The 22,960-nt window shown below is 46.1% G+C and carries 24 protein-coding genes; 16 read left to right on the top strand and 8 right to left on the bottom strand.

Going from position 1 to position 22,960, the window contains the following annotated elements; translation table 11 throughout:
• Window positions 1-19 precede the first annotated feature (19 nt).
• Complete coding sequence (locus QUB44_RS18140) at window positions 20-424, bottom strand: hemerythrin family protein (protein WP_333369709.1); 405 nt, start codon at window positions 422-424, stop codon at window positions 20-22.
• Between the two features lie 18 nt (window positions 425-442).
• Window positions 443-1,456 carry a PleD family two-component system response regulator gene (locus QUB44_RS18145; protein WP_333369710.1) on the bottom strand — a complete coding sequence of 338 codons (1,014 nt, stop codon included), beginning with the start codon at window positions 1,454-1,456 and terminating at the stop codon, window positions 443-445.
• 836 nt (window positions 1,457-2,292) lie between these two features.
• On the opposite strand from QUB44_RS18145, the gene QUB44_RS18150 reads away from it, so the two are divergent.
• The 5 genes from QUB44_RS18150 (at window position 2,293) to folP (ending at window position 5,976) form a co-directional block, all read left to right on the top strand.
• Window positions 2,293-3,246, top strand: coding sequence for a hypothetical protein (locus QUB44_RS18150; protein ID WP_333369711.1), 954 nt, complete (start codon window positions 2,293-2,295; stop codon window positions 3,244-3,246).
• 100 nt (window positions 3,247-3,346) lie between these two features.
• On the top strand, window positions 3,347-3,532 hold the full coding sequence (locus tag QUB44_RS18155; RefSeq protein WP_333164169.1) for a PCP reductase family protein: 186 nt from the start codon (window positions 3,347-3,349) through the stop codon (window positions 3,530-3,532).
• A gap of 75 nt (window positions 3,533-3,607) precedes the next feature.
• Window positions 3,608-4,333: a triose-phosphate isomerase gene (gene tpiA, locus QUB44_RS18160; protein WP_333369735.1), complete on the top strand. Its 726-nt coding sequence runs from the start codon at window positions 3,608-3,610 to the stop codon at window positions 4,331-4,333.
• A 122-nt stretch (window positions 4,334-4,455) separates the two neighbouring features.
• Window positions 4,456-5,016, top strand: a complete 561-nt coding sequence (locus QUB44_RS18165; RefSeq protein ID WP_333369712.1) for a Uma2 family endonuclease — start codon at window positions 4,456-4,458, stop codon at window positions 5,014-5,016.
• Window positions 5,017-5,109: 93 nt separating this feature from the next.
• Window positions 5,110-5,976, top strand: coding sequence for a dihydropteroate synthase (folP, locus tag QUB44_RS18170; protein WP_333369713.1), 867 nt, complete (start codon window positions 5,110-5,112; stop codon window positions 5,974-5,976).
• Here folP and QUB44_RS18175 read toward each other — a convergent pair.
• A complete protein-coding gene (locus QUB44_RS18175; protein WP_333369714.1) occupies window positions 5,967-6,803 on the bottom strand; it encodes a stomatin-like protein in 837 nt (278 codons plus the stop codon). The two genes, folP and QUB44_RS18175, sit on opposite strands and share 10 nt — an antisense overlap.
• Before the next feature lie 192 nt (window positions 6,804-6,995).
• On the opposite strand from QUB44_RS18175, the gene QUB44_RS18180 reads away from it, so the two are divergent.
• The gene (locus QUB44_RS18180; protein ID WP_333369715.1) at window positions 6,996-7,766 is read left to right on the top strand and encodes a tetratricopeptide repeat protein; all 771 of its coding nucleotides are present in this window, start codon (window positions 6,996-6,998) and stop codon (window positions 7,764-7,766) included.
• A gap of 96 nt (window positions 7,767-7,862) precedes the next feature.
• On the opposite strand, the gene aroB is transcribed toward QUB44_RS18180, so the two are convergent.
• Window positions 7,863-8,957 carry a 3-dehydroquinate synthase gene (gene aroB, locus QUB44_RS18185; RefSeq protein WP_333369716.1) on the bottom strand — a complete coding sequence of 365 codons (1,095 nt, stop codon included), beginning with the start codon at window positions 8,955-8,957 and terminating at the stop codon, window positions 7,863-7,865.
• Between the two features lie 77 nt (window positions 8,958-9,034).
• Here aroB and petL point away from each other — a divergent pair, with 77 nt between their 5' ends.
• Window positions 9,035-9,136, top strand: a complete 102-nt coding sequence (petL, locus tag QUB44_RS18190) for a cytochrome b6-f complex subunit PetL (protein ID WP_333139216.1) — start codon at window positions 9,035-9,037, stop codon at window positions 9,134-9,136.
• Window positions 9,137-9,287: 151 nt separating this feature from the next.
• Here petL and QUB44_RS18195 read toward each other — a convergent pair whose 3' ends face one another.
• The 3 genes from QUB44_RS18195 to QUB44_RS18205 form a co-directional block, all read right to left on the bottom strand.
• Window positions 9,288-9,743 carry an HNH endonuclease signature motif containing protein gene (locus QUB44_RS18195; protein WP_333369717.1) on the bottom strand — a complete coding sequence of 152 codons (456 nt, stop codon included), beginning with the start codon at window positions 9,741-9,743 and terminating at the stop codon, window positions 9,288-9,290.
• Window positions 9,662-9,982, bottom strand: coding sequence for a hypothetical protein (locus QUB44_RS18200; protein WP_333369718.1), 321 nt, complete (start codon window positions 9,980-9,982; stop codon window positions 9,662-9,664). Before QUB44_RS18200 ends, QUB44_RS18195 begins: the two co-directional genes overlap by 82 nt.
• A gap of 110 nt (window positions 9,983-10,092) precedes the next feature.
• Window positions 10,093-10,326, bottom strand: coding sequence for a hypothetical protein (locus tag QUB44_RS18205; protein ID WP_333369719.1), 234 nt, complete (start codon window positions 10,324-10,326; stop codon window positions 10,093-10,095).
• Window positions 10,327-10,459: 133 nt separating this feature from the next.
• Here QUB44_RS18205 and QUB44_RS18210 point away from each other — a divergent pair, with 133 nt between their 5' ends.
• The 9 genes from QUB44_RS18210 (at window position 10,460) to QUB44_RS18250 (ending at window position 22,059) form a co-directional block, all read left to right on the top strand.
• Window positions 10,460-10,672, top strand: a complete 213-nt coding sequence (locus QUB44_RS18210; RefSeq protein WP_332942973.1) for a helix-turn-helix domain-containing protein — start codon at window positions 10,460-10,462, stop codon at window positions 10,670-10,672.
• Between the two features lie 222 nt (window positions 10,673-10,894).
• Window positions 10,895-11,485: a chromophore lyase CpcT/CpeT gene (locus tag QUB44_RS18215; protein WP_333369720.1), complete on the top strand. Its 591-nt coding sequence runs from the start codon at window positions 10,895-10,897 to the stop codon at window positions 11,483-11,485.
• A 110-nt stretch (window positions 11,486-11,595) separates the two neighbouring features.
• The gene (locus tag QUB44_RS18220) at window positions 11,596-12,744 is read left to right on the top strand and encodes an NAD-dependent epimerase/dehydratase family protein (protein ID WP_015175194.1); all 1,149 of its coding nucleotides are present in this window, start codon (window positions 11,596-11,598) and stop codon (window positions 12,742-12,744) included.
• 682 nt (window positions 12,745-13,426) lie between these two features.
• Window positions 13,427-14,560, top strand: a complete 1,134-nt coding sequence (locus QUB44_RS18225; protein WP_333369721.1) for a glycosyltransferase — start codon at window positions 13,427-13,429, stop codon at window positions 14,558-14,560.
• 582 nt (window positions 14,561-15,142) lie between these two features.
• Complete coding sequence (locus QUB44_RS18230) at window positions 15,143-17,794, top strand: GAF domain-containing protein (protein ID WP_333369722.1); 2,652 nt, start codon at window positions 15,143-15,145, stop codon at window positions 17,792-17,794.
• Window positions 17,795-17,944: 150 nt separating this feature from the next.
• The gene (locus QUB44_RS18235; protein WP_333369723.1) at window positions 17,945-19,087 is read left to right on the top strand and encodes a hybrid sensor histidine kinase/response regulator; all 1,143 of its coding nucleotides are present in this window, start codon (window positions 17,945-17,947) and stop codon (window positions 19,085-19,087) included.
• A 149-nt stretch (window positions 19,088-19,236) separates the two neighbouring features.
• Window positions 19,237-20,067, top strand: a complete 831-nt coding sequence (locus QUB44_RS18240; RefSeq protein ID WP_333369724.1) for a GUN4 domain-containing protein — start codon at window positions 19,237-19,239, stop codon at window positions 20,065-20,067.
• Window positions 20,068-20,751: 684 nt separating this feature from the next.
• Window positions 20,752-21,342, top strand: a complete 591-nt coding sequence (locus tag QUB44_RS18245; RefSeq protein WP_333369725.1) for a YdcF family protein — start codon at window positions 20,752-20,754, stop codon at window positions 21,340-21,342.
• Between the two features lie 171 nt (window positions 21,343-21,513).
• Complete coding sequence (locus QUB44_RS18250) at window positions 21,514-22,059, top strand: GAF domain-containing protein (protein WP_333369726.1); 546 nt, start codon at window positions 21,514-21,516, stop codon at window positions 22,057-22,059.
• 266 nt (window positions 22,060-22,325) lie between these two features.
• Here the strand turns inward: QUB44_RS18250 and QUB44_RS18255 are convergent, their stop codons facing one another.
• Complete coding sequence (locus QUB44_RS18255; RefSeq protein ID WP_333369727.1) at window positions 22,326-22,859, bottom strand: hypothetical protein; 534 nt, start codon at window positions 22,857-22,859, stop codon at window positions 22,326-22,328.
• Window positions 22,860-22,960: the final 101 nt, after the last annotated feature.

Genomic DNA, 22,960 nt, shown 5'->3' on the forward strand with positions numbered 1-22,960 from the left:
TTAAGCTTTCCAGCAGCAATCAAAGCTTACTCATACACGACTTGAGTTCTCGATCGACTTTTTTAAAATGGTTCACGAACCAATCTAGCAATTGTTCATTAACCTTAATGGCTAACGAAAGACTCGCTCCTTTGGTTTGTAGCTCTTGTTTAACTTCACTCAGTGTTTTAATAAATTTGGTATGCGCCGCTGCATTGTTAGATGCAACTGGGCATTTGTATCTTTGCCTACAATTTTCTTCAAACCCGAAGTGTTGTGCTAAATACAAGTCTAAAAAATATACAATATTTTTTATTTCTTCCTTTCCACGGTTTGCCAACATGGCATCCACTAAGGTATTGAGTTGATCAATTAATTGTTTATGCTGGCGGTCAATTTCGGGAATACCAATACTTAACGAATCATTCCAAAGGACGAGAGGCATAGTTTTTACCCTTATGATTTAACGGGTGAATTCATTAATTTTATGAAGGTTGGTACAAAAAGTATTACGACCTTTGTCTTTGGCTTGATAAAGTGCTGCATCGGCAGCAGTAATTAAAGTTTCTGGTCGGCTCTCTTGGGTAGGAATCACACTGGTAATACCGAAGCTGAGCGTAATGCAATGATGCGGAGAACTGTTATGGACTATTGCTAAAGCTTGGATGCGAGCCTGCATTTGCTTAACGATTTGGACGGCTCCCTCAAGCTCGGTGTCGGATAAAATCACTACAAATTCTTCACCTCCATAACGTGCTACTAAATCTCCAGCTCGATTAATACTGCAATTGAGAGCTGCCGCAACTTGCTTTAAACATAGATCCCCTGCTTGGTGTCCATAAGTATCGTTGTAAGGCTTGAACAAATCGATATCACACAAAATCAGTGACAAAGGAGTTTGCTGCCTCGTCATGCGTCGCCACTCCTCCTCTAGCTGTTGGTCAAACTGACGGCGATTGGCAATCTGAGTCAAGCCGTCAATTGACGCTAGGTATTTTAATTGCCGATTGGCGGCTTCTAGCTGTTTGTAAAGTAGGGTTTGTTGCTGTTGCAAATGGAATTGCTGAATCAACCGTCGCACTCTCTGTCGCAGAACAGCCCAGTGAATCGGCTTAGTGATATAGTCAGCCGCTCCAGCTGCAAACGCTCGATCGACAGATTCTTTGTCTTCTAAGCTAGTAATCATCAAAATAGGTGGGCGATCGCTCTGAGGCACTTCAGATAATTTTTGACAACAAGCAAAACCATCCATAGTGGGCATCACTGCATCTAGCAGGATCAGGTCTGGATGTACTTCCTCATAAGCTGCTAGTCCTGTCAACCCATCACTAGCTTCCGCCACTCGGTATTTTTCCTTCTGTAAATACAGTCGCAGTTGTAAACGCATCAAGGCATCGTCATCCACAATCAGAATTAGAGAGGACGGTTCCGTAGATGGGTTAGTCGAAATGGCTGACTCTTCTAATGATTGATACATACGTCATGGTGTACCTCAAGCTTTGGAAACATTCTAGCCTAGCATATTTTGAGCTTGGGATGGAAAGTGAAAAATTGACCGATATGTCATAAATTATACACCAGCTAAGCTGCCGCAACAAAATCCTAGGCAGCGTCGGGTTTGTTAAACCAACAGCCACAGCCTACTTAAAATTTCTCGCTTTTTTTCGGGAATATAAAGTCGGGTAACTTGCGCTAATTTTTGTAAATATGTAATTATTTTTGGGGGCATTAAACAGTTTTTACAACGTCAAGCGAAATTTGACGAACGATCGCTTGTTATCCCGCGATCGCCGCTGGAGTAATATGCTATATTTCTCAACTTAATTCAGCCTTTTTTAGGTGCATCAAATTCCTACCTCATCTTTGAGCGATCGTCCGAGCTATTTTTGGGGAATACATCTGATGGTCACATTATCACGTATAGCTTCGCCCTTGGTTGAGCGTTTGTTCGCACCTGGAAGCTCTGACGGCAAAAAGGCGTAAGCTTTGCTAAGAAACATCTACAGGGTTTTGCGCGCTCACGGATAGGTTGTTGCTCTTCTTTCTCTCAATCATCGCCCCAAATAGTGTCTAAACTCCTATCTTTGGGCTTGTGTTGGGAACACATACTCAAAGCGTTGGCACCATCTTTCAAAGCATGGGGGCATGGAAACTATACTATAGCAATTCTCGCATCATTTGTGAATTTCTTACTCCCTCCCCGTGAGTTCGTAGAGGGTTGGGATGGGGTGAAAAAAATATGACTCCTGCAAGCATTGCTATATACTATAATCACTGCGAAAGAGTAAATTAACTTGATGGAGATCACTTACTATGTCAGTAGCACTCCCTGATTTTTCTCAAAGCTTTCAAAAAACGAAAGAAGTTTGGACGGAACAAGTCGAAAAAGCAGTTAATTCTACTTCAGAAGCAACAGCACAAGCTAAATCTTCTCTCTCCGAAACTGCGTATCAGGCAAAAGAAGCTCTCAGTCAAACTACGAATTCTGCCGTTAAGACTGTTAATCAAGCTACGAACAATGCTTTAGGTACTGTAGCGGAGAAAACCGAAAAAGCGAGACTTTCTATATCTGAAGTCGCGAATCAAGCAGTTAGTCGCGTCAGTGAAAGTACCAACAAAGCTGTTGATGCTATTTCTCACTCTGCGGCAACTGCCAAAGAAACTATTAATCAAACTACTAACTCTGCGGTCAATACTCTGAATCAAAGCACTATCCAAGCTGTAGAGAGTGTAAATCAAGCTACCGAAAAGGCTAAGGCTTCATTAGAAGATAGCATTAACAAGGCTGGAAATATGAGCGATGCCGCTTCTAATGCCCTCCAAAGTGCTATCAAGGGTAATGTTAAAGATTGGATTGATGCTCACCCTCTCGTCTTCTGGTTGGTGAATCACCCGCTGATATCTTTAGCAATTTTGCTGCTATTTATATTGAGTATCTTAGGTTTGTTTCAGGCTTTAGGTAGCTTGTTTGCAAAAGGATGGTTATTTATTCTGCAAAGCCCTGTAAAATTTATGCAGGGGGTTTTGAGTTTTGGCTCTAAATATGTAAGTAATGTCGGTGGAGTGGCTGTAAACTCATTGGTTTCAAAGAATCCCGAATACAAAAATAATTCAGGTTTACAATTGAGGGGAGTTGAATCAAACAGTTTGGAGTCTCAAGAACGACTTGCTAATATTTTGACAAGGTTGGAGGCAATTCGACAAGAGCAGAATCAGCTTTTACAAGAAGCGTCGGCTATTGTAGGCAACAAATTTAAGGCAGAGTGAGAAGGTGTGGGGCGATCGCAAATCGTGGTAAATTTAATACATCCAGGCTTTCCATCAAAGCCAGATCCATGAAGGCTTGTAGTCGATCGCTCAATACGCCATGCCCGATTCCGCATTTTCCGATGATTTAAAATGGACGCCAGAAGCCAAGGCGAAGCTGAAAAATATTCCCTATTTTGTCCGGGGACAAGCTCGCGTCCGCATCGAGCAGTTGGCCCGCGAAGCCGAAACCCAAGTCGTCACCGTTGACTTAGTTGAGCAAGCTCGCATCGAGTTTGGGCAATAAGGGCTTGAAATGTACCCTAAAGCTTTAAACTATAAGTTGCCTGATTTTGATGTTCACAGAGCTACTGAGTCACCCGTGCGGAAAATAGTTATTGCTGGCAACTGGAAAATGTACAAAACTAGGACTGAATCCCTAGAGTTTCTTCAAGGATTCATGTCCTGCCTGACGGAAACCCCAGAGGAACGGGAAGTCGTGCTTTGCGTTCCCTTCACTTCCTTGGCTGTCCTCTCGAAAAATTTGCACGGCAGCCGTATCAGACTCGGTGCTCAGAACGTTCACTGGCAAGAGTCTGGAGCTTTTACAGGGGAAATTTCCGGGCCAATGCTGAGTGAACTTGGTGTGCGCTATGTCATCATCGGCCACAGTGAGCGCCGCCAATATTTTGGGGAAACTGACGAAACGGTGAATTTGCGGCTGAAAGCTGCTCAGAAATACGATTTAATTCCGATTCTGTGCGTTGGGGAAACCAAGCAGCAGCGAGATGCAGGGGAAACTGAAGCTCACATTTTTTCTCAATTGGAAAAAGATTTGGTTGGTGTTGACCAAAATAAGTTGGTCATTGCTTACGAGCCGATTTGGGCAATTGGCACTGGCGATACTTGCGAAACGAAGGAAGCTAACCGAGTTATTGGTTTGATTCGCAGTAAATTGACTAATCCTGGCGTGCCCATTCAGTACGGCGGCTCGGTCAAACCGGAGAATATTGATGAAGTCATGGCTCAGCCGGAGATAGACGGGGTTTTGGTTGGTGGTGCTAGTTTGGAAGCTGCGAGTTTTGCTCGAATTGTCAATTATCAGTAATAGGTAATTGCTAATAGGTAATTGCTAAGTGGTAAGTGGAACAAGGGCAGCGGGAATTAAACAGCTATCGCCTACAATTGTGATGTGCCGTTCAGTGTTTCTCGGATCGGGAGAATTGACCTATGATTGCGAGCGTTAAACCAAAACCCACCTTAGAGGAGTTCCTAAAACTTCCTGAAACTGAACCAGCCTCAGAGTTTCTTGACGGAGAAATCATTCAGAAGCCCATGCCACAAGGTGAACACAGCGTCCTTCAAGGTGAACTCTGCAAGACGATCGATCAAGTAACAAAAACTCAGAAAATTGCCCGTGCTTTTCCAGAGTTATACTGCACATTTGGTGGCGCATCAATCGTGCCAGATGTAGCAGTATTCCGATGGGAAAGAATTCCTTTTTTGCCCTCTGGTAGAATTGCTAACCGCTTTGAAATTAATCCAGACTGGTCGATTGAAATTCTGTCCCCAAGTCAAAGTCAAACAAAAGTGCTGAGTAAATTACTTCACTGTTCGCGACACGGAACTGAGTTGGGGTGGTTATTAGACCCAGAAGAAGAGAGTATTTTGGCAGTATTTCCAGGACAAAAAGTAGAACTGTATAAAGGTGCAGCTCGGTTGCCAATAATTGATAAAATTGAATTAGAATTGACAGTTGACACTGTGTTTAGCTGGTTAAGTTTTGGTTGAATTAAGAAAGGCGCTTCTGCTTTATTCTTGAGTCTCTTAGAGAGGGATTTCGTTTGACAAGAAGCGATTTCAATCGCCGAGTGAGGAGGTGATATGATAAATAACAAAAAAATTACAATTAGAAATAAAGTTTTCGAGTGGGGAAAACGCACTTATTTGATGGGCGTTTTGAATGTTACCCCGGACAGTTTTAGCGACGGCGGAGATTTCAATACCATAGAATCTGCTTTAGCGCAAGCGGAAAATATGGTAAAATCGGGGGTAGATATTATTGATATTGGCGGTCAATCTACTCGGCCTGGTGCAGCGGAAATATCATTAGGAGAGGAGATCGATCGCGTTATACCTGTCGTACAAATACTGCGGCAAAAAGCTGAAATTTTTGGTTCAGTTCCTATTTCGGTCGATACTACCAGAGCGCAGGTTGCCAAAGCTGCGGTTGAGGCGGGAGCTGATATAATTAACGATATTTCTGGAGCTACTTTTGATGCGGAAATGCTGTCAACAGTTGCTCAGTTAAAAGTACCAATAATTTTGATGCACATTCGGGGAACTCCCCAGACGATGCAAAAACTGACAGATTATCGGGATTTAATGGGGGAAATTGGGGAATTTTTCGAGAGTCGAATTGCGGCAGCAGTTGCGGCGGGGATTGACAAATCTCAAATAATTCTCGACCCTGGTATTGGCTTTGCCAAGACTTACAGTCAAAACTTAGAAATTCTGCGAGAGTTGCGAAAATTCCGTGTTTTAAACTGTCCGATTTTAGTCGGAGTATCGCGCAAAAGCTTCATCGGTCACATTTTGAATCAGCCAGAAGCGAAACAAAGAGTTTGGGGGACAGCGGCGGCTTGTACAGGTGCGATCGCAAATTTGGCAGATATCTTGCGAGTTCACGATGTCAGAGAAATGCACGATGTTTGTCTGGTTGCCGACGCTATCTTCAGGAATCAGTCTTGAGAAGTCGGAGTATCAATAACTTTCATTTCCCCGCCCTCAGAATGAATCACATCGGGCATAGAACCCATCAGCTCGCCCAGAGCTTCGCTCATGCTTCTGGGGTCCATAAACAGAATTTTGGCATTGTCGCTTTCGCCCAATTTTTGTTGAGCGTCTAAGTATTTTTCGGTTACTAAGTAATTCAAAACTTGCTTACTATTAGGATGGGAGTCTAAAGCTTCAACTAAGAGCCTCATGTACTCCTTAGTGCCGATCGCCTTATTGACCATTGCTTGCCACTCGCTCTTAGTGGCGCGCTCCAATTCCATAGCTTCTTGCACCCTTTTCGGAGGTGTAATGCTTTGAATTTCTACGCGAATTACTTTGACGCCCCAAGGTTGAGTAGCTTCGTCTAACTTCTTGAGTAACTTTTTATTCATGTCATCTCGGGAACCCAAGATGTCTTGCATTGGCAATCGACCAATTTCAGCGCGAAACGTGGTTAAAACTAAGTTGGCGATCGCATTTTCAATTTGATCGATTCCATAATAAGCTTTCTCTAAAGTCACAACTCGCCAATACACCACGGCATCGACTTCTAGAGCCACATTATCTCCCGTGATTGCTGACTGAGGTTTAATATCTAAAACTCTTTCACGGGTTGTGTCCACGCAGACGACTTTTTCGACCAGGGGACTGATAAAGTGGAATCCTGGCTTTAGAGTGCGCTTGTATTGACCCAAACGTTCCACTAAAGCTTCGTCGCCACCGCTGACTATTTTAACGCTGGAGTTAACAGCGTAGCCGAGGATGAGCGCAAAGAGCATGGTAAGAATAGACTGCCCCATTTCTATTTTCCTGCTAAGGTTGACTGAGAATTGATCGGAATTCTACTCTAATTTAACTCAAACTCGGCCACACAGTGCTAAAATATCTCGACTGTTAATAACTAACTATTTCATCTGGTGGGCCCCGATCTGCTCCGACTCTTACGGCGCTAGTGAAACCCAGCATATCAACAACACGTTTCCACAAAAGACATGAAAAACGATCGAGAGTTTCGCTTGTTCAAACCTTTGAGGTGGATCGCCCCAAGCATTTTGGTGGGTGCAGGAATCTGCAATGCAGCAGCGGCCCAACCGGCACAAGCTGAGACAATCGCCCTGCAACTCTCGCAAAACTTGCAGTCACAGAACTTGCAGCCACCGCGCCGAGGCCCTGCAGTTCGAGAAGTTCTGTCCTATGAGATGAAGGGAGACGAACTCAGGATTTGCAAGCAGGAAGGCCAGTCCGAGAAAAAGTGTCAAGTTGTAGGTAAAGGCTACACGATGGGTTTGAGAACTGCCAACGACCTTTACGGTCAAGGAAATGCTGTCAATGCCGAAGCTTTGTATCGGCAACTAATCGCTCGCTATCCCAAAGAAGCGGATGCTTATTACAAGTTGGGAACTATGCTGTCGGGGCAAGGTAAAATGAGCGATGCGATCGCTCTATTCCAAAAAGCAATTGAAGTCAACCCGAAGCACGCCAAAGCTCACAACGATTTAGGCGTGGCGATGGCAAGTCAGGGGCAGTTGCCCGAGGCAATTGTTCAGTGGAGACAAGCCGTTAAAATTAACGATCGATATCCCGATGCTTTAAACAATTTAGGAGTCGGTTTGTACCAGCAAGGAGACAAGGAAAACCAAGCGGAGGCAGTAGCCAGCCTCACAAAAGCTAAGGAGTTATTTATCAAGCAAGGCAGAACTCAAGCCGCAAACAGAGTCGAGAAGATTTTGGAGGAAATTAATTCGCAGTCGAGCGGTTCCTAAACTCAACCGCCGATCGCAGATTGAAAGAAAAAACATCTTTGGCGATCGGCGTGAATCAGCGTTCAGCGGCGGTTAAACACCCCCAAAAACGAGAATCTAAAGCATTTCCTTCAAAACTTGTATAATCAAATCCCCATCCACCCGATCGCTCACAGCAGCCTCACCCAAGCGCACCGGCAGCACAAACCGCACCTTGCCATCCTGCACCTTCTTATCCAGTTGCAAAGTATGCAAAATTTCCTCAACATCCACACCCGCCGGCAATTTGGCAGGTAAACCCGCTTTTTCAATCAAAGCAGACTGGCGGCGATCGCACTCAGCATCCCACATTCCCAACTCCACAGCCAATCGGCTTGACGCAGCCATGCCGATAGCCACTCCTTCCCCGTGATTAATCACCTTGTAATTGGTCAAACTTTCCACAGCATGACCAATGGTGTGCCCGTAATTCAAAATCGCCCGCAAACCCGATTCCTTCTCGTCTTTGCTTACCACCTCAGCCTTAGCTTGGCAAGACCTGCTTAAAATTTCAGCCAACAAATCCGCCTTCACATAGCGCATTTGATCCAAACGCTTGCAATTCTCCAACTTCCCAAAAAGTTCAGCATCCCAAATCACTCCGTACTTAATCACTTCCGCCATCGCCGAACGAAATTCCCTCGCCGGCAGAGTTTTTAGGACATCCGGGTCAATTAACACCAAACGTGGCTGGTGAAAAGCCCCGATTAAATTCTTCCCTAAAGGATGATTTACCCCTGTTTTGCCACCAATAGAAGCATCAACCATCGCCAGCAGCGAAGTCGGAACCTGCACGACATTAATTCCCCGCAGCCAAGTCGCCGCCGCAAAACCCGTCATATCGCCCACAACCCCGCCGCCCAAAGCGACCATTGTCGAGGAACGTTCTAAGCGGTTTTCCAAAGCCGCACCGTAAATTTTCTGTACCGAATTTAAAGTTTTGTACTGTTCTCCCGGTGGTAAAATGCAGGTACCGACTTCCAGACCGGCTGATTCGAGGGCTGCGGTTGCTCTTTCGCCGTACTGCCGAAAAATCGACTGATTCGACACCAGCAGCACTTTTTTGCCCAAACTTAGATCGCCCATCAGACTGCCGAGTTCGTCTAAGCCGCCCGATCGCACGCAAACATTGTAAGATTGTGGCCCCAAGTCAACTTTAATTATGGATTGCATATTTATCTAATTTAGATATTAGATTTTAGATTATAGTTCTTATAGGTCTTTTTATTGATTGTTTTGGAGAAATTGCAATGACTCTTAGCGGAATAATAACTTATTTCGGGCTTTTTGGCGGCATGATCGGCTTGGCGACAGTGCTGATGTTTGGTCTGCGGGCTGTCAAACTCATCTAATTTGCTAATTTAGATGTCTCAACCAGAGGATTTAATCTCTGGTAAAAGTATCGTTTGGGCGAAGTATTTGCGCGAAAAATCTCTAGTTTTATCTGTAGATTGATCGCGCAAGTGCTTCATTTCATAAAACTTTTGGCTTGAACGATCGTGCTTATTCTAATTGACGAGCATCTTCACCAGGTGGTTGGCATCCACCTTCTACCCAAAACCTGCGCGATCGCCGAATCGAATCCTCTTCATCATAACGTTCATCATTATTAAGGTCAAGCCGATTGCAAGTTGCTCGACCTATGGGAGTTTTAGGGACAATATTTAGACCATCTGCTGTCCAGATAAAATGTTCTGACCACTGCTGCTGACGAGGATTAAATAATAAACATTCTTGCTGAGTTTCCTGGTCAATTCCCTTGGTAAAATTGTAGTGGCGTTCGTTGCAGCGACGGCAAGCTAATGCTAAATTTTCACTGTCATCAGATCCGCCGATAGATTTGGGCATGAGATGATCTATTGTAAAGCGATCTGGGCTTAGATATTCTGGAGAGTGCCAGTATTCGCATAGATATTTAGCTCGTTGTCGTATAAATTGTCGAGTGCGATCGGGCACCATTTAGCTTGAGTGGAAAGTTGGGCGTTAATCAAGGTAAAAATTCGGGATAGTTCGATGATGCCAGCTAATTCTGGAATTTCATCGACAGTTAACAAATCTAGTCTTTTTCTCTCTAGCAGTTCTTCCATGCGAGATTGGAGATCGTCGGTAAATCTGAATAAGTAAATATTCCCAAATTCTACCATTTTGATGCCTTGGGGCATCAAAGAAGAAGGTTTTACCATTAATTGAGTATTCATAGGAATAACAGCTCTGAGATACTCTGGGAATATTGTAGCTTATCCGTTGTTAAGTGAATTTAAGGAAAGAGCGATCACACTTGCTATAAAACACGATCGCTCCTAATTAATTACAACATTCGTTCTAATTGAGTCGATCGCACTTGTGCCAATTTCTCAGCCCCAGTCGTATCAAAAACGATCGCGTGTTTAGTCGTCGGCAACAACCGCTGTAAAATCTGTATGTATCCCTCCGCATCGCCCCGACGGTGGAACCGAGCAACCACCAATCGCTGCATATTCGGCAATTGCCGCACGATACACCAGGGATGAGTGTTTAATTTGAGCTTGGATGTTGGTATCATAGGGTAATCCTTCCCGCCGAAAGCGGGATTTGATAGAAAAACGGTCGCCCTTAAGTTTTCGAGGCTAGGAGGGCGATCGTTTTCAGTGTACATAGCTATTGTCGGGTATATATGCACCGATGTCAAGCCAAATATGGGCTACGTTAGACTGCGGATTCGAGAACTAGCTGAGCAAAGAGGTTGGACGTTCAAAGAAGTTGCCGATCGCTCGGGAGTCAACTACAACACAGTAAAAAGCTACGGGAGGCGCGATGCTTTGAATACAGTCGATCTTTCTGCTGTTTACAAAATTGCCCGCGCCTTCGACGTGACGATGGAAGATTTGGTCGAGATTTTGGAAGATTGAGGGCGCACCAATGGGGCGAGTTTCACTAAAAATTCGATATCTGGTAGAAGAAAAGGGCGAGATCGCTAATAGGATACGTTGATTAATGCCGTACTTATCGCCGCCGTTTCTTTACTTGTTCGTAAAGCAGATAACTACCTTCTATAGCCGATCGCCCGCTATCCCCTAAAATAACTTCTACTCCCTCAATCCAAAATCTAAAATCTAAAATCTAAAATCGAAATGACTCATTCCACCGATATCGTCACCCTCGCCCGCTGGATGGCCGCCGATTTCAGCAACCAAGCCCAAGCCTTTGAAAACCCGCCCTTCTTCGCCCACATCCGCGTCTGCATGAGGCCTTTGCCTGTCGAAGTTCTGGATGGGCTCAGCTTGTACCTAGAACAAGCCTACGATATTGAACTGAATGTACCGTACCGAGTCCGAGTCTTAAAATTAATCCCGGTGGGCGATCGAATCGACATCGAAAATTATGCCATAGAAAACGAAGAACAATTCTACGGCGCTTCCCGCGACCCGCAACGGCTGCAAGAAATCAAAAAAGAACAACTGACTCTACTTCCCGGCTGCACCTTTATTACCCAGTGGACGGGCAACAGCTTCAAAGGGTTTGTCGAACCAGGAAAAGGCTGCATGGTGGTCAGAAAGGGCAAAAAAACCTATTTAGACAGCGAATTCGAGATAGACCAAGACAAGTTTATTAGCCACGATCGCGGACGGGACCCAGAAACCGACGCCCACGTCTGGGGAGCCCAGGCCGGCCCCTTTGAATTCACCCGCCGGGCCAGTTTCGCCGAGGAAATTCAGGTTTAATCTAAAAAAACAGACTCCTTCCTGGGTGAACACGCTTGATTAAAGGTTCAGAATGCACCAATACCTGGTACATTAACCCAGTATTGGCAAGCAAGATTCACCGTTGATTTATGAAAGTCCTGGTTATTGGTGGCGATGGCTATTGCGGTTGGGCAACCGCACTCTACCTTTCTAACAAAGGTTACGAAGTTGGCATCCTCGACAGCTTCGTGCGGCGGCACTGGGATCTGGAACTGTGCAGCGACACCCTCACTCCCATCGCACCGATTCAGCAACGACTCCAGCGATGGCAAGATTTAACGGGCAAGTCGATCGACTTGTTCGTCGGTGACATCACCAACTACGATTTTCTCAGCAAAAGCATGAGAAAATTTGCACCAGAGGCGATCGTCCATTTCGGCGAACAGCGTTCGGCACCTTTCTCAATGATCGATCGCGAACACGCAGTCCTCACTCAAGTCAATAACGTCGTCGGGACACTCAACCTGCTGTACGCCATCCGCGAAGACTTCCCCGATTGTCACCTAGTGAAATTGGGGACAATGGGCGAATACGGCACGCCGAATATTGACATTGAAGAAGGCTACATTACGATCGAACACAACGGTCGCAAGGATACACTACCCTATCCCAAACAACCAGGCAGTTTCTACCACCTGTCTAAAGTCCACGACTCCCACAACATCCATTTTGCTTGCAAAATCTGGGGTTTAAGAGCCACCGACTTAAATCAGGGCGTAGTCTACGGCGTGCTCACAGATGAAACCGGCATGGATGAACTGTTGATCAACCGTTTGGACTACGACGGAGTATTCGGTACAGCATTGAACAGGTTTTGCATCCAAGCTGCGATCGGTCATCCTTTGACGGTTTACGGCACTGGCGGACAAACCCGCAGCTTCTTAGACATTCGGGATACCGTGCGGTGCGTGGAATTGGCGATCGCCAACCCCGCCGAAGCCGGACAATTCCGCGTCTTCAACCAATTCACCGAACAATTCAGCGTCGGCGACTTAGCCTCCTTGGTGCAAAAAGCAGGCATGGCAATGGGATTAAAAGTAGAAATCAACAACATCGAAAATCCCAGAGTCGAGAAAGAAGAACATTATTTCAATGCCAAAAACACCAATTTGCTAGACCTCGGTTTACAACCGCACTATCTCTCAGATTCCCTGCTCGATTCTCTGCTGAATTTTGCTACAAAATATCAGCATCGTGTCGATAAAAACCAGATTTTGCCGAAGGTTTCTTGGAAGTAATTTCTGGTATCTATTTGCGGGTAAGAGATTTTTTAACGAACCGCGAAGGCGCGAAGGGCGCGAAGCAAGAGGAAAGAGAGGAAGAGAGGAGAAGGGTTCGCAAGTTCTGAATGGATTTGGCTGTATATTACGATGATCTATCTTTTTTATCTTTTGCTCTGTGTCCTCTGTGTCCTCTGCGGTTAATTAAAAGATGGCATCAGGTTTTTACTGCTGGCTTGTTTGGGAATAAAGGCCGTGAAAAGTCGAATTCTCATTCTGTTACTTTTAGTGGTTATGCCTGGATTTTCAGCGAAGGCAGTTTTGGCTTATTATTTAATAGGGGAATGGGCTGCTGTAACGCCGAGTGATCTAAATTAGTGGCGAGTTAGCAAAGGCTTATCTGTCACTTAAAAATAGAGATAAATTGCCGGAACAGCACAGGAAATTTACAGAATTAATTGCTTGACCAAAAGTGTGAGATGGCTTTTAGGTGGGATAATTGTATCAATTGGCATTCAGGGAATTGGCATTTTATCCCAAAAACCTCTCGCTCGGAATTAGCGGTACTGCAATTGACAGAAAAAGTGTAGAAAAGCAGCCGATCGCACGCCATGACTGACTCCCCCCGACACAGTGTATCCTGTTACCGATGACGTTTGCCCCAAGCTATGATTATCGGCTCCCTAAGTAACTTATTTTTATGAAAATTGCTCTTTTCACTGAAACATTTCTGCCGAAAATAGACGGCATTGTGACGCGCCTGATTCACACTGTAGATCACTTGCAGCGCGCGGGCGAACAAGTTCTGATATTTTCTCCAGATTACGGGATTAAAGAATACAAAGGTGCCCGAGTTTACGGTGTGGAGGGTTTGCCTTTGCCGATGTACCCGGAATTGAAAATGGCACTTCCTTCTCCGGCTGTCGGTCGGCAATTAGAGCAGTTTAAACCGGATATTATTCACGTTGTCAATCCTGCAATTTTGGGATTGGGGGGTATATATTACGGGAAAAAGTTCAATATTCCGATTTTGGCTTCTTACCACACGCATTTGCCGAAATACTTGCACCACTACGGTTTCGGAGTCCTCGAACCTTTATTGTGGGAACTACTCAAAGGAGCGCACAACCAAGCAGAATTGAATCTGTGTACTTCTACAGCAATGGTGGAGGAATTGAGAACCCACGGCATTGAGCGAGTAGATTTGTGGCAGCGGGGCGTAGATACTGAAATGTTTGTCCCGGAATTGGCAAGTCGAGAAATGCGATCGCGCCTTTCTGCAAATAACCCAGACAGTCCCCTGCTGCTTTACGTCGGCCGCCTCGGTGCAGAAAAAGAAATCGAACGCATCAAACCAGTCCTCGCAGCGATTCCCGACGCCCGCCTCGCCTTAGTGGGAGACGGCCCGCATCGGCAAACCCTGGAACAATATTTTGCAGGTACACCCACCAATTTTGTCGGCTACCTCAAGGGGCAAGAACTCGCAAGAGCTTACGCATCGGCCGACGCCTTCATTTTTCCCTCCCGCACCGAAACCCTGGGCTTAGTGCTCCTAGAAGCAATGGCTGCGGGAACGCCTGTAGTCGCGGCGCGCAGCGGTGGAATTCCCGATATCGTCACCGACGGTGTTAACGGATATTTATTTGACCCCGCCGACGAAGAAGGAGCACTAGCCGCAACCAAGCGTCTGTTTGCGAATCCCGAAGAACGGGAAACCTTGCGCCAAAACGCTCGCCGAGAAGCCGAACGCTGGGGTTGGGCTGCCGCCGCCGCACAACTGCAGCGGTACTATCAATCAGTGGTGTTTGCCGAGTCTGTCCCCAGAGCTGCCTAAATGTCAGGATCTGTAGCACCTTTAAACTTCCCCGCCAGCTTAGCTTCGCTGTTCGATCGTCAGTTGGTAGTGAAGAGGGATGTTTTCAAAGACCGATCAAACTTTTTTGCTGCATAAATTACCGTCGCTATCCTGCTGTTGCGTTTACTATTAAACTATGAGTAGCTCCCTCCGGAATGCCTTGCGCGCTGCTTTCATAGCGCCCTTTACCTGACCGGATACGGTCGCCGAGTGCGCTAAAACAGTCACACCGCACCCTGCAGCCGAGAACAGAGCGTCAAATCCACATTGCACTCTCGATCAAACTAAAGCCTGTCACCTAATTTTCAGGCTAGCAGTTTTGCGAACTCAAGTTCAGCTTGAATTGACGAACCCTCATCAGTATCGAGGTTTTAAAAAAGATCGATCAAACATACATAACAAGCAAACTGAAGTTGCGTGCGCCACTTTTGAACTCACGATTCATCAAAGCGACAAGCGAGTGCCGATGCGCTGGCAAACAAATTCAAGAGTTTGCACCGCCGTCGCATCTAGCGCCGATCAACCTGCGGTCAGTCTACCCCTCTGAGAAAGCAGTTAATCATGACATTCTCCAATGCTGGTAGCGTTCTGGCTACACTGACTCAAGTCAATTTTATGGGGGCATTGACCTCCCGTGTTAAGAGCCTGCCAGTTCCTGAATTAGTGTGCCTGCTGGACTTTATCACGGCTGAATTTCAGCAATTTATCCGGGCGATGGACCTGATTAACAATGAAGCACTCGAAAGTCTCTTAGAGCAACTTTTAGATGCCTTCACTGTCAAAATTGGTCAAATTCTGCAAGCAGACCGGACAACAATTTTTTTGGTTGACTCCAACAAAAATCAACTGTGGCACAAAACAGTCGATCCACTTACGGGCGAAGATGTAGAAGTGCGCTTGCCTATGGATGCAGGAATTTTAGGCTACGTAGCAACAACCGGAAAATCGATTAATGTCGCCCAAGCTCGATCGCACGAGTATTTTAATACCGAAGTAGACGAACCACCGGGCTACCAGATCGAAACCATCCTCTGTATGCCGATTTTTAGCAGCAAAAGCCAACATGAACCCGTAGCGGTGGTCAGACTGTTAAATAAAGCTGGCAATGTCTCCTTTAGCGAGGAAGACGAACAGCAGTTCCAGGCTTTTGCAGATTCGATCGGGATTATTCTCGAAAGCTGTCAGTCTTTCTACGTCGTGGCCCGCAACCAGCGAGGGGTTGCCGCACTTTTGAGAGCCACCACGACTTTGGGTCAAAGTCTTGACTTGGAAACAACTTTGCGCTCTGTCATGGATCAAGCTCGCGACTTGATGCAAGCCGATCGCAGCACGCTATTTTTGTTAAATCGGGAAACCAACGAACTTTGGACAAAAGTAGCTAAGGCTGACGGCACAACGATGGTCGAAATCCGCATTCCTGCTAATAAGGGAATTGCGGGCTACGTGGCTTCTACCGGTCAACCTCTAAATATTACAGATGCTTACGACGATCCCCGCTTTGACCCCTCTACAGACCAGCAAACGGGATACCGCACTCGGACTGTCTTGTGTATGCCGGTGCATAACGCTAAAGGTGAGCTGATCGGGGTAACTCAGTTAATTAATAAGAACCAAGGTACTTTCACCCCTTCCGACGAAGAGTTTTTGCGAGCGTTTAATTCCCAAGCGGGAATGGCGTTGCAAAATTCTCAACTGTTTCAGAACGTGATGGTGGAAAAGCAGTATCAGAAAGATATGCTGCAAAGTCTTTCTGATGCAGTGATTTCCACGGATTTGAATGGGCGAGTTGTGACGATCAACGAAGCAGCCCTAGAATTGTTGGGCTGTCCGGTAAATCAAGCTAAAAGCAAACCAAATCCCCAGATTTGGGAAGATAAACTTGTGAATCGCTATGTTTGGGAAGTTGTGCCGATCGACAATTTGCAATTTCGACTAGAAGACAGTCTCAAAACTGCTGCCCGACATTACGTTCCCGAACAAAGTTTGACTGTGGGACTGTTGATAGAAAAAACGCTAAATTCCCAACAAAAAGAAGAAGAAGAAAATTATATTTTGGCCGTGCCCGATCGCACTGATCCTAATTTATATTACGCTTGGGGCGAAAACCGCGCGTGGACTGAGGAAGTAGCACTGGCAGAATTAGCTAATGCCCAATCTCTATTTGCGCTGCGAAATTCTGCGCTGTATCACCCTTATTGTCCGCTGCCCATCTCCGCCTCTCGAATAAAAGTAATTGAACGTAGTTTGAATTTGACTGTCAACCCGCTGATCAATCCAGAGGGCGGCGTGCGCGGCGGTTTAGTGGTACTCGAAGACATCAGCCACGAAAAGCGGATGAAAAATACGATGTACCGCTACCTGACTCCTGGAGTCGTAGATAAAGTGATGGCTTTGGGTGAAGGCGCCCTGATGGTGGGCGAACGTAAAGAAGTGACTATTTTATTTTCCGACATTCGCGGCTACACCACGCTGACCGAAAATTTGGGAGCGTCGGATGTGGTATCTCTGCTGAACGAATATTTTGAGACGATGGTGGAGGCCGTTTTCCACTACGAAGGCACTTTAGACAAGTTTATCGGCGATGCTTTAATGGCGGTTTTCGGCGCGCCCCTGCCACTAAATCCTCCGGAAAGTCACGGTTGGATGGCGGTTCAGTCGGCTTTAGATATGCGTCGGCGTTTGCAAGAGTTTAATGATTCTCGCCCCGGCGCAGATCCGTTTCGCTTCGGAATTGGGATTAGTTCCGGAGAGGTGGTTTCGGGAAATATTGGTTCCCAAAAGCGGATGGATTACACGGTAATCGGGGATGCGGTGAATTTGAGCTCGCGATTGGAACAGCTTACAAAGGAGTACGGCTGCGATATAATTTTGAGCGAATTTACCTACAGTTTGTGCCGCGAAGGGATTTGGGTGCGAGAGTTGGACAAGGTTCGGGTTAAGGGGAAAAATCAGCCGGTGGGTATTTACGAGTTGCTGCAAAATAGTTCTGAACCCATTGACGGGGAAACCGTTCGGTTTTTGGAACTTTACAGCAACGGTCGGAATGCTTATATTGCTAGAAATTTTCAGAAAGCTATTAGTTGTTTTGAAGCGGCTTTAGCAATGCGACCGAGCGATCGACCTGTGGAAGTTCACATCGAGCGCTCCCTCAGCTATTTGGAAATACCCCCGCCCGATGATTGGGACGGCGTGCATACTATGGCCATAAAGTAGCATATTCTATCACATCCGAGTGTTCAAAAGTATAAAGATTGGATAAACTTTTGAGATCTTCCTTATGACAGAGTTAACAAGTGGAAAAATGTGAAAACATAAATCGAATGCAAGATTAAAGTTAGTATTTATTTCCAGGCTAACAATTAAATGAGTTATTTATCTGTTCCCAATGCCACAAAAGCCGATCGGATTCTGGTGGTAGACGACGCACCAGATAATGTTTTGTTGGTGCAGACAATCCTGGAAGAAGAAGGTTACGAAATTAGCACGGCCGAGAACGGCTTTTCTGCCTTGAGTCAAATTGACAAGGCAGCCCCGGATTTGGTACTGCTAGACGTGATGATGCCGGGAATGGATGGTTACGAAGTCACTAAACGAATCCGACAAAATAAGGAATTGCCTTTTATCCCGATTTTGCTGATCACGGCTCACGACAGTGCGAGCGTAGTGCAGGGATTGGACATGGGAGCAGACGATTTCATCCGCAAACCAGTGGAAATGGATGAACTGCTGGCGAGGGTTCGATCGCTCCTGCGGCTAAAACACAGCGTAGACGAGCGCAATTCGATCGCCCTCCAGCGCGAAGATTTTGTCTCCCGACTCGCTCACGACTTGCGGACTCCCCTGGTAGCAGCCGATCGAATGCTAACTTTAATGCAGCAGGGAGCTTTGGGAGAAATTTCCCTTCCCATGCGCGACGCTTTCGGGACGATGGTTCGCAGCAACCAAAACCTGATCGCGATGGTAAATATGCTGCTGGCAGTCTACCGCTACGAAGCAGGCCGCAAATCCCTAAGTTTCGCTCCCGTGGATTTGCGCCAGCTTATTACTGAGGTAGCTGAAGAACTAGCTCCCCTAGCCGATGCTAAAGGTTTATCCGTAAATTTAGACTTGACAGAAAGTGCAGAAAGTGCACCGATTGCGAAGTATCCGGGCGATCGTCTCGAACTGCACCGCTTGATGACAAATTTAATCGGAAATGCGATTAAATTCACCGACAGTGGCTCAATAGATGTCAGCTTAAAAGCTGCCAATTCACCCGCCTATACTAGCTTCAAAAACCAACCGCTGGCATGGGTAATTATAGAAATCAAAGACACCGGTGCCGGCATTTCGCCCGCAGCACAAACTAAGTTATTTGAAAGGTTTGGCCCGGGAACTCACTTGCGGTCGGGTACAGGTTTGGGACTACACCTCTGTCGCCAAATTGTAGAAGCTCACCGGGGCAAGATCGAGGTAAAATCCGAGTTGGGCAAAGGCAGTTTGTTTACTATTCGCTTGCCTTGTTAGAGCGGTATAAATAATTCTGACTTTCGGGTGGGAAAAGCGCACATGACTACAGATAAACTGTAATTGTGGGGTCGAACTGCGTACCTAATCGAAGGATGGTTAATTTACCGGATGTCATATAATTACTTGGCAACAGAATTGATGGCGATATGTCTAACTGTCCAGTGTGCGGTGCTGAATACATAGAAGAAAAAGCAGAGTTGTGCTCGATTTGCGGCTGGGATTTGACTCCCTACCCGCAGCGTCCTAAGCCTTCCAAAACTTATTTAAAAAAAGAACAAGTTAGATTGCAGTGGGCAAAACAAATGTGGGAATTGGCCCGCAATCAACAAAATTGGTTAGCTAAATTTGATGAGTTGCAGGGGGAAGTGCAGCAAGGTGCGATCGCCCGCACATACATTCAATCTCAGTTAGAATGGGTTCTGTACCGCCTCGAACAACTAAACCCCGAATTAATTGTCAGCACTCTATTGCGACTAGAAGACAAAATCGGCGCCATACCTGACTCAACTCCGGCTATCTCCGAAGTGGGGATGGACTACCGCCAACTGACAAAGCTATTAGAAACGGGAAAATGGCGCAAAGCTGATGAACACACTTGGGAAATCTTGCTGCAAATCGCTGTCAGGGAAGACGAAGGCTGGCTGAGTGCAGCCGATATTGACAGTTTTCCTCCTACAGACCTTCGCACGATCGACCAACTTTGGCAACAATACAGCAGCGGGCGGTTCGGGTTGAGCGTGCAGCAGCAGATTTGGGAAAGTACCGGGGCAAATTATACTGAATTTTGCGATCGAGTCGGCTGGCGAGTCAAGGAAAATTGGAAATATTACAGCGAGCTCTCCTTCAACGAAGATGCTCCCCCCGGACATCTTCCCGTCACCGCATGGAGACAGCGCGCCTGTTACGGTGCTGGTAAACTTACTGCAGCAGAAAACTTTGCCCGCATCGCTGCGAAACTCGCAACTGGCGATCGGTAATCATCAAAAAAAAATCAAAATCGACATTAACTGCTATAATCAAAACGGTTTAGCAACTGGGGCTGTGGCTCAGATGGATAGAGCAAGCGCCTCCTGAAGAATCGGGCACCCTGCGAGGAAACTCTGGGAGTGAATGTGGTCAAATTTGGTGAAACCTAAAGAGTTCGTGGGTTCCTATGACTCTAAGGCAATACCAAGCCAAGCCTGAGTTCAGCGCGATTAAACAATCGCCTATATTGAAATCAGGAAGGTTTAGAGACTAGACGGTCACCACCTAAAGGCTGGAAGCCTATGGTGAAGGTATAGTCCAGAGAGTGGGGAAACTCACACAAATCTGAAGCGCTAGGTCGCCGGTTCGAACCCGGCCAGTCCCGTTAAAAATCAAGAAAAATTAAAATCAGGAGGGGAAAGCTTAAGTTTTGCCCCTCTTTTTTGCATATCCGCTAACGAATTAGCCTAAAGGTGGAGTTAATCTCAAATCTCAAATCCCCTGACCTGAGTTTAAGCCCCCAGCACAAGCTTTAGAGTCAATCTAAAATCTCAAATCTCAAATCTAAAATCTAAAATCTAAAATCCCCAGGCCCTTTTTTAATTTTTAATTTTTAATTCCTGTTAGTGGGCTATACGTGCGGTATTTTTTGTTATGGTTCCTTTGTGAGTTACATAAAATTTTTATAGGTTTAGATGTGGTTAAGAATCAATTCAAACACGCAGCGTTACAAGCCTTTGAAGACTTCACGCAGTTTTTGGTTCCTAGTAGGGCTTTTGATGGCGTGTTGGTTGGGCTATCAGCAGCTTAAGAGCGAATTTCAGAGACCCCAAGCTTTGTTAGTTCTAGGTGGAGCTACGGAGCGAGAGGTGTTTGCCGCCAAATTTGCTCTGGATCACCCTGAATTGCCGATTTGGGTGTCGTCTGGGAGCAATCCGGAGTTCGCGGAATGGGTGTTTTCAGAAGCGGGAATTGAGTCCGATCGCCTGCACTTAGACTACAGAGCGGTAGATACGGTAACAAATTTTACCACCCTGGTAGATGAATTGAAAGCTCAAGGGATTGAGAGCGTGTATCTGATCACTTCTGACGATCATATGCGGCGAGCTCAGATTATCGGCGAAATCGTACTCGGCAGTCGAGGCATTAGCTTTAAGCCTGTGGCAGTTCCGTCTGGGCGAACCCCCGAACCGGTGCAAAAAGCTGTTCGCGACGGCGCTAGGGCTATTCTTTGGCTGACAACCGGTTATACGGGTGCTAACTTCAGCCAAGCCAGAATTGAATAAACAAAGGAAAGCATTGAGCAAGTTTTAAATTTTTTCCCCTTCCCTCTGGTTTTAAAACTTGTCTTCTATAGCGATTTAAGACACCGGGAAGACGCTGATGACCAATGCCTAACAGAAGAGAATAGAACGAGTAGTTTAAAATCAGTAGATGAACTTCAATAGCTAAAGTTAATGAGCGACCAAATTCTGCCACAAGTTCTAGAGCAAATTTTGAGTGAGAGCAAAACGCCGGATGCTGTTTTTTCGGCTTTGGTGCCGGCTTTAGGCGAGGTGTTAAATTGCGATCGGGTCTTTCTCTACCTCCGCAATCCTGAAACGCAAATGGGCAGAGTACCTTACTGCTGGCGTCGCAACTCAAACTTTCCAGAGATTGGGGACGCGGAATGGAAAAAAGAACCCGAATCTTTAGGGGAAGAAGACCCTTTATTTGCAGCAGCTTTGCGAACTGAACCGTCGATTTTTGTTGAGGATGTTGAGACAGCAAATCCTGAAGTTGTCAACAAAAATTTTGAGGCAAAAGAGTTCGGACATCGAGCTTTGATTCACGCTCACCTTTGTGCTGACGGCTTATTGTGGGGGGTTTTGCAGCCTTGTATGTTCGATCGCCCCAGAGTTTGGACTGACTTCGATCGCCAAATTATCGCAGCAGTTACAGAAAAAATTTCGCCTTTAGCTGTTGCTTATGTCACCGCCTCAGCATCAAAAGATAAGCGATAAAAATCAATAATTTACCTGTAGGGAGCGGGTGGGCAATGAATGAATGTCAACTTAAGACTAAAACCACGTCTAGATAGTGGTTTTAGCCGAATCTCAATCCCCTCTCTGGCAGAAGAAACACCGTTTCCGGTTCCCCCCTTTTTAATTTAGGGGGGAGCGATGGGCTAATTTTCAAACAAAAGTCGGGTAGTAAATTTGAGCTGATTGTCCTTACCAAGGGTGAGGTGTGCATCGCCCTAGGGATAGACTTGGTGCACAATTCTTGTTTAAAAAACGCCCCAATTTTGAATGCCCCGACGGCTGAAAATCCCTTGAGCCCGACTAATATCATCCTCAGTGCCATCTACTACCACCAAATAATCGCCGGCGTGCAGGCGATCGGTGTAAATTCTAGCTGTTTCTTCGGGAATTCCCAAGTCAGTCAAGGCCTTCACCACCCCACCGAAAGCCGCCGCCGAGACGCCAGTGCTTGCTACGCTAGCCACCAGTGACGCCCCGAAAGTCCCCGCTGCAATCATCGGCCCGATTCCGGGAATAGCTAAACTTCCGAGACCCACTAGCACGGTGGCTAAAGCACTATTTGTCAGAGTGTCTGCTACCACTCCTGCTCCTGTGTCTAGATTTTTATCGCCCACCTGAGCGATCGTTTGAGTATCGCCTACAGACTCACCTGCATCCCTAGCAACAACCGAAACTTTATCCATTGGAAACCCGGAAGATTTCAATTCTGCCAGAGCTTGCTCGGCATCTTCGCGGTTAGAAAACAATCCCAACGCGCGGGTTTGATTGCTTGTTACCATATCTTTCTTCTTATCTCCTGTCCCATTAAACTCAAATTCAAGCCTAATTATTGTGCTTGTTTTCAATCACTTATATTGATATTTTTCGATGTTTATCTTCA

Origin of the sequence: Microcoleus sp. AT3-D2, assembly GCF_036705715.1 — a bacterium.
Classification (GTDB): Bacteria; Cyanobacteriota; Cyanobacteriia; order Cyanobacteriales; family Microcoleaceae; genus Microcoleus.

Bases quoted from the DNA above. Each gene is read 5' to 3' on its own strand.
- QUB44_RS18140 (WP_333369709.1), bottom strand. From the start codon at position 424: ATGCCTCTCGTCCTTTGGAATGATTCGTTAAGTATTGGTATTCCCGAA.
- QUB44_RS18145 (WP_333369710.1), bottom strand. From the start codon at position 1,456: ATGTATCAATCATTAGAAGAGTCAGCCATTTCGACTAACCCATCTACG.
- QUB44_RS18150 (WP_333369711.1), top strand. From the start codon at position 2,293: ATGTCAGTAGCACTCCCTGATTTTTCTCAAAGCTTTCAAAAAACGAAA.
- QUB44_RS18155 (WP_333164169.1), top strand. From the start codon at position 3,347: ATGCCCGATTCCGCATTTTCCGATGATTTAAAATGGACGCCAGAAGCC.
- QUB44_RS18165 (WP_333369712.1), top strand. From the start codon at position 4,456: ATGATTGCGAGCGTTAAACCAAAACCCACCTTAGAGGAGTTCCTAAAA.
- folP (WP_333369713.1), top strand. From the start codon at position 5,110: ATGATAAATAACAAAAAAATTACAATTAGAAATAAAGTTTTCGAGTGG.
- QUB44_RS18175 (WP_333369714.1), bottom strand. From the start codon at position 6,803: ATGGGGCAGTCTATTCTTACCATGCTCTTTGCGCTCATCCTCGGCTAC.
- QUB44_RS18180 (WP_333369715.1), top strand. From the start codon at position 6,996: ATGAAAAACGATCGAGAGTTTCGCTTGTTCAAACCTTTGAGGTGGATC.
- aroB (WP_333369716.1), bottom strand. From the start codon at position 8,957: ATGCAATCCATAATTAAAGTTGACTTGGGGCCACAATCTTACAATGTT.
- petL (WP_333139216.1), top strand. From the start codon at position 9,035: ATGACTCTTAGCGGAATAATAACTTATTTCGGGCTTTTTGGCGGCATG.
- QUB44_RS18195 (WP_333369717.1), bottom strand. From the start codon at position 9,743: ATGGTGCCCGATCGCACTCGACAATTTATACGACAACGAGCTAAATAT.
- QUB44_RS18200 (WP_333369718.1), bottom strand. From the start codon at position 9,982: ATGAATACTCAATTAATGGTAAAACCTTCTTCTTTGATGCCCCAAGGC.
- QUB44_RS18205 (WP_333369719.1), bottom strand. From the start codon at position 10,326: ATGATACCAACATCCAAGCTCAAATTAAACACTCATCCCTGGTGTATC.
- QUB44_RS18210 (WP_332942973.1), top strand. From the start codon at position 10,460: ATGGGCTACGTTAGACTGCGGATTCGAGAACTAGCTGAGCAAAGAGGT.
- QUB44_RS18215 (WP_333369720.1), top strand. From the start codon at position 10,895: ATGACTCATTCCACCGATATCGTCACCCTCGCCCGCTGGATGGCCGCC.
- QUB44_RS18220 (WP_015175194.1), top strand. From the start codon at position 11,596: ATGAAAGTCCTGGTTATTGGTGGCGATGGCTATTGCGGTTGGGCAACC.
- QUB44_RS18225 (WP_333369721.1), top strand. From the start codon at position 13,427: ATGAAAATTGCTCTTTTCACTGAAACATTTCTGCCGAAAATAGACGGC.
- QUB44_RS18230 (WP_333369722.1), top strand. From the start codon at position 15,143: ATGACATTCTCCAATGCTGGTAGCGTTCTGGCTACACTGACTCAAGTC.
- QUB44_RS18235 (WP_333369723.1), top strand. From the start codon at position 17,945: ATGAGTTATTTATCTGTTCCCAATGCCACAAAAGCCGATCGGATTCTG.
- QUB44_RS18240 (WP_333369724.1), top strand. From the start codon at position 19,237: ATGTCTAACTGTCCAGTGTGCGGTGCTGAATACATAGAAGAAAAAGCA.
- QUB44_RS18245 (WP_333369725.1), top strand. From the start codon at position 20,752: ATGTGGTTAAGAATCAATTCAAACACGCAGCGTTACAAGCCTTTGAAG.
- QUB44_RS18250 (WP_333369726.1), top strand. From the start codon at position 21,514: ATGAGCGACCAAATTCTGCCACAAGTTCTAGAGCAAATTTTGAGTGAG.
- QUB44_RS18255 (WP_333369727.1), bottom strand. From the start codon at position 22,859: ATGGTAACAAGCAATCAAACCCGCGCGTTGGGATTGTTTTCTAACCGC.